Here is a 4,635-nt window from a genome sequence, read left to right on the forward strand (position 1 = left end):
CTCTCCGCGAATAGCAGCAAGCGCGACTTTTGCATTAAAGGCCGGACTATGGTTTCGACGAGCACGTCTGGTCATGGTGGTCTCCTGTTCTTGGCAGCATGCCAGTTTCAGAAGCTAAATCCACTTAGACAACCTGTCCGATTTTCCCAAGCCAGCTCTGATCAACAACGGCCCAAATCCCAAGGCGCTTTGCCGCCTCTTTGATCAACAGGAGTTCCTCTTCTACCTGATGCCAGTCTACTTGACCCCAGCTTTTGATTTGAGCCTTCACATAGCCAGTAAGCGCTCCTTCTGGGAAGTGAGCAAGGCGCACTCCATTGCGACTTGCTTGCTCCATGCAGTCGCGTATATGCCTCCCATTTGCGGCAACATCAGCCGTCACGAGGCTTTGAGCAATCGCTATTGAGATCGTACCGTCCATTACCTTATGCCCCACCCGAATTCGAGTTCATAAACGAGCCTTCCTGAATTTATAGCAGACATAAAAAGTGTCAGGCATCGACCCGTGTCACCTTAAGACTGATCCTGCTAAAACGGCGAGATAAAAACCCTGCAGCCAAACTGTGGTCCATTCATTCGTCATTTGAAGGTTTCAATCAAACCAAACAGACAAGGGCGTAAACAGGCAAACGCACCGGTCCATTAGCTAGGTTTTAAGCAGGCCGATTTCATAGGAACGCATAAAAACGCCAATCTTTCAAAAAAACGCACATAGCAACGCAAAGCAAAAATGGGGGACGAAGGCCAGCCGACTCCGTCATGAGGGCCTTGCGACACCGCAGTTATGATTTCATAAACTGGTATATCTATCTGCAACCTATGACTGGAATACAAATATATTCCAGTTAAACTTCCACATAAGAAATGTTTTCGCTCGTCAATCCCAAGAGATACGCAAATTATAATGTGAAACATCAGTCTAAAAGTAAACTTTATACTTACTTACACTCTTATATTTGTGATTTATATTGAGATACATTCAATTTCAATTACCTCTCTCACTCTTTAGTTTGACATGAAACACCTAGGGCAAGGCGTTTATCTGTGTGTCAGATAGTGCTTTACCCTACTGGGAATTGAACGGGGTTGGTTCTAAAGGTGAGGGAGGTTTGAAGTTTCCAAGTGAGGCTTGCAGTTTACGCTAAGGAGCTTAACCTGCCATGCGAGTGATTTTAGCCGAAGAGATTCCTTTTGGTTAATTAGGTACAGTTTAGGGCCTTTGGTGCATTGCACAAAAACAGCACCAGCTACTAGGCTGGCAATGAGAATAAAAAACGATTGGAACAGTTGGTAACGAGCGATTTCTGCTGGAAACCTATTTAACAGGCAAGAGGTTAGAACATGATCATAGGGGCTGCCAAGGAAGTCCTTGACGGGGAACGTCGGGTCGCGTTGACACCGGACAGCGCCCAACAGCTGCAAAAGCTGGGATATGAGTGCGCAATTGAAACCGGTGCAGGCGCAGCTGCAAACTTCTCAGACGCAGATTACACAGAAGCTGGCGTTAAAGTTGTAGCAGATGCAAAAACGCTTTGGGAAACGTGCGACATCATCATCAAGGTACGCGCACCGGAACTCTCTGAACTTGACCTGACCCATGAGGGACAAACTGTCATAAGCTTCTTCTGGCCAGCGCAAAATGGTGTGCTGCTTCAGAAGTTTGCGGACAAAAAGGTCAATGTGCTCGCGATGGATATGGTGCCGCGTATCTCACGCGCACAGAAGATGGATGCTCTGTCTTCCATGGCCAACATTTCCGGGTATCGCGCTGTTATTGAAGCTGGTAACAATTTCCCACGCTTCTTTACCGGGCAGATCACCGCAGCGGGTAAAGTGCCACCAGCGAAAGTTCTTGTGATCGGTGCCGGTGTTGCAGGTCTTGCTGCCATCGGCGCTTCCACCTCGCTTGGCGCAATCACCCTGGCCTTCGATGTTCGCCCTGAAGTGGCTGAACAAGTAGAATCCATGGGCGCGGATTTCGTCTATCTGGACTTTAAAGAAGAGCAACAAGACGGCGCAGCAACAGGCGGCTATGCCTCTGTTTCATCACCAGAATTTCGCGAAGCGCAGCTTGCAAAATTCCGTGAACTGGCACCGGAAGTTGATATTGTCATCACCACAGCACTGATCCCGGGCCGCGATGCCCCAGAGCTTTGGACCGAAGACATGGTTGCCTCCATGAAGCCGGGTTCTGTCATTGTTGACCTTGCTGCTGAAAAAGGCGGCAACTGTAAACTCACCAAGATGGACGAGAAGATTGTAACCGACAACGGCGTAACCGTCATTGGCTACACAGACTTCCCATCTCGCATGGCGACCCAATCTTCAACGCTGTATGCAACCAACATCCGTCACATGATGACTGATCTGACCCCAGAAAAGGACGGTCAGGCCAATATCAACATGGAAGACGATGTTATTCGTGGTGCAACGGCGACCAAGGATGGTGAAATCACCTTCCCACCGCCAAAGCCTAAAATTGCTGCCATTGCAGCTCAAAAACCAAATGCCCCTGAGAAAACCCCAGAGGAAATCGCTGCTGAAGAAGAAGCAGCGGCAAAATCTGCTGGGCGTAAACAGATCGGCCTTCTAGTTGGCGGCGCTGCAGTTATAGCTCTTATGGGTGCCTACGCGCCAGAAAGCTTTATGCAGCACTTCATCGTGTTTGTTCTTGCCGTTTTCGTCGGCTTCCAGGTGATTTGGGGTGTTGCTCATTCTCTGCACACACCTCTCATGGCTGTGACCAACGCAATCTCCGGCATTATCATTTTGGGCGCACTCCTACAGCTCGGCTCGGGTAGCTGGATCGTCTGGGTGCTCGCGGGTATTTCCGTATTGATTGCCTCGATCAACATTGTTGGTGGGTTTATGGTCACGCGCCGTATGCTCCAGATGTTCAACAAGTCCTAAGCGGGGGAAGGAAGCTTATGTCTATCGGACTTCAAACCGCCGCTTACATTGCGGCCACCGTTCTCTTCATCCTGTCTCTGGGCGGTCTGTCCAATCAGGAAAGCGCAAAACGTGCTGTTTGGTTTGGTATTGTTGGTATGGCTGTGGCTGTTCTTGCAACAGTCTTTGGTGCAGGTGTTGACCTGACCAGCCCTGCCGTTGTGATCATGCTGCTGCTGACTGTTTCAGTCGGCTCTGTTGCTGGCATTATCGTCGCTCAACGCGTTGAAATGACTGGCATGCCTCAGCTTGTAGCTGCGCTCCACTCATTCGTTGGTCTGGCAGCTGTGTTCATCGGCATCAACTCAGGTATCGCCCCACCAGCAGGTCTGGCGGGCGCTGAGCTGGTGATCCACGAAGCTGAAATCTTCATCGGCGTGTTCATTGGTGCAATCACCTTTACCGGCTCAATCATCGCCTATGGTAAGCTTGCCGGTAAGATTGGCGGCAAAGCGCTGATCCTTCCAGGCCGTCATGTCTTGAACGCTGCAATGGTGTTGCTCTCCATCCTGCTGATGATCATGTACATGAACCATGCTGGTTCCTGGACACTCTACGTGATGACCCTGCTGGCCTTCGCGATTGGTGTGCACATGGTTATGGCCATTGGCGGTGCAGATATGCCGGTTGTGGTTTCCATGCTGAACTCCTACTCCGGTTGGGCAGCAGCAGCGACTGGTTTCTTACTTGGCAATGATCTGCTCATCGTGACGGGCGCGCTCGTTGGTTCTTCCGGTGCAATCCTGTCTTACATCATGTGTAAGGCGATGAACCGGCACTTCGTCTCAGTCATTTTGGGTGGCTTCGGAAACACCACAGGTCCCGCTCAAGAAATCGAGGGCGAGATGGTTCCGACAGATACGGACTTTGTCTCAGAAACCCTCAATGATGCTGATAGTATTGTGATTGTACCAGGTTACGGTATGGCTGTTGCTCAGGCCCAGCAATCCGTTTCAGAGTTGACCAAGCGCCTGCGCGCTAAAGGCAAAACCGTCCGCTTTGCAATCCACCCGGTTGCCGGACGCTTGCCAGGCCACATGAACGTACTGCTTGCTGAGGCGAAAGTGCCATACGATATCGTTCTGGAAATGGACGAGATTAATGATGACTTCCCTGACACAGACGTTGTTATCATCATTGGTGCTAACGACATTGTGAACCCGGCTGCTCAGGAAGATCCAAACTCACCAATCGCTGGCATGCCAGTGCTTGAAGTTTGGAAAGCCAAGCACGTGTTTATCTCCAAACGCGGGCAGGGCACTGGTTACTCCGGCATTGAAAACCCGCTGTTCTACAAAGAGAACTCTCGCATGTACTACGGCGATGCTAAGAGCTCTATGAATAACCTGCTGAGCAAGATCAGCTAGTTCATCACCATAGATCGAACTTAACCCCGGCGATCCTGTTCGCCGGGGTTTTTTGTGGCAGTCAGCCCGCCTAACACGCACGCTTAAAGTTAATTTTTGGGCTTCACCATCACGTTACTGGGTCAAATCTCGTGCCCGCCAAGCTACAAATCTGAAACCCAGTATGCCTCTATAACCAATACTTCACCTGGGCCTTGTTGCAGGGGTCGTGAATAGCTTACAACACTCCCAAACCCGTCAATTCAGGTCATGAGATTGCTTCGAACGCGGGCCTGCCGAGTTCGGTTATTGTGTTGAGTATGCGAACGCCAATCTTTGT

General features: G+C 50.3%; 3 protein-coding genes. 2 read left to right on the forward strand and 1 reads right to left on the reverse strand.

The window, feature by feature from the left end; genetic code table 11:
• Positions 1 to 124: 124 nt before the first annotated feature.
• Positions 125 to 421 carry a nitrilase-related carbon-nitrogen hydrolase gene (locus BMZ51_RS23050; protein ID WP_068009443.1) on the reverse strand — a complete coding sequence of 99 codons (297 nt, stop codon included), beginning with the start codon at positions 419 to 421 and terminating at the stop codon, positions 125 to 127.
• A gap of 920 nt (positions 422 to 1,341) precedes the next feature.
• Here BMZ51_RS23050 and BMZ51_RS23055 point away from each other — a divergent pair.
• The gene (locus tag BMZ51_RS23055; RefSeq protein WP_068009446.1) at positions 1,342 to 2,910 is read left to right on the forward strand and encodes a Re/Si-specific NAD(P)(+) transhydrogenase subunit alpha; all 1,569 of its coding nucleotides are present in this window, start codon (positions 1,342 to 1,344) and stop codon (positions 2,908 to 2,910) included.
• A 17-nt stretch (positions 2,911 to 2,927) separates the two neighbouring features.
• Positions 2,928 to 4,316: an NAD(P)(+) transhydrogenase (Re/Si-specific) subunit beta gene (locus tag BMZ51_RS23060; RefSeq protein WP_068009449.1), complete on the forward strand. Its 1,389-nt coding sequence runs from the start codon at positions 2,928 to 2,930 to the stop codon at positions 4,314 to 4,316.
• The last annotated feature ends 319 nt before the right edge of the window (positions 4,317 to 4,635 follow it).

The sequence above is a fragment of the Pseudovibrio axinellae genome, assembly GCF_900110875.1.
GTDB classification, from domain to species: domain Bacteria; phylum Pseudomonadota; class Alphaproteobacteria; order Rhizobiales; family Stappiaceae; genus Pseudovibrio; species Pseudovibrio axinellae.

Bases quoted from the DNA above. Each gene is read 5' to 3' on its own strand.
- BMZ51_RS23060 (WP_068009449.1), top strand. From the start codon at position 2,928: ATGTCTATCGGACTTCAAACCGCCGCTTACATTGCGGCCACCGTTCTC.
- BMZ51_RS23050 (WP_068009443.1), bottom strand. From the start codon at position 421: ATGGACGGTACGATCTCAATAGCGATTGCTCAAAGCCTCGTGACGGCT.
- BMZ51_RS23055 (WP_068009446.1), top strand. From the start codon at position 1,342: ATGATCATAGGGGCTGCCAAGGAAGTCCTTGACGGGGAACGTCGGGTC.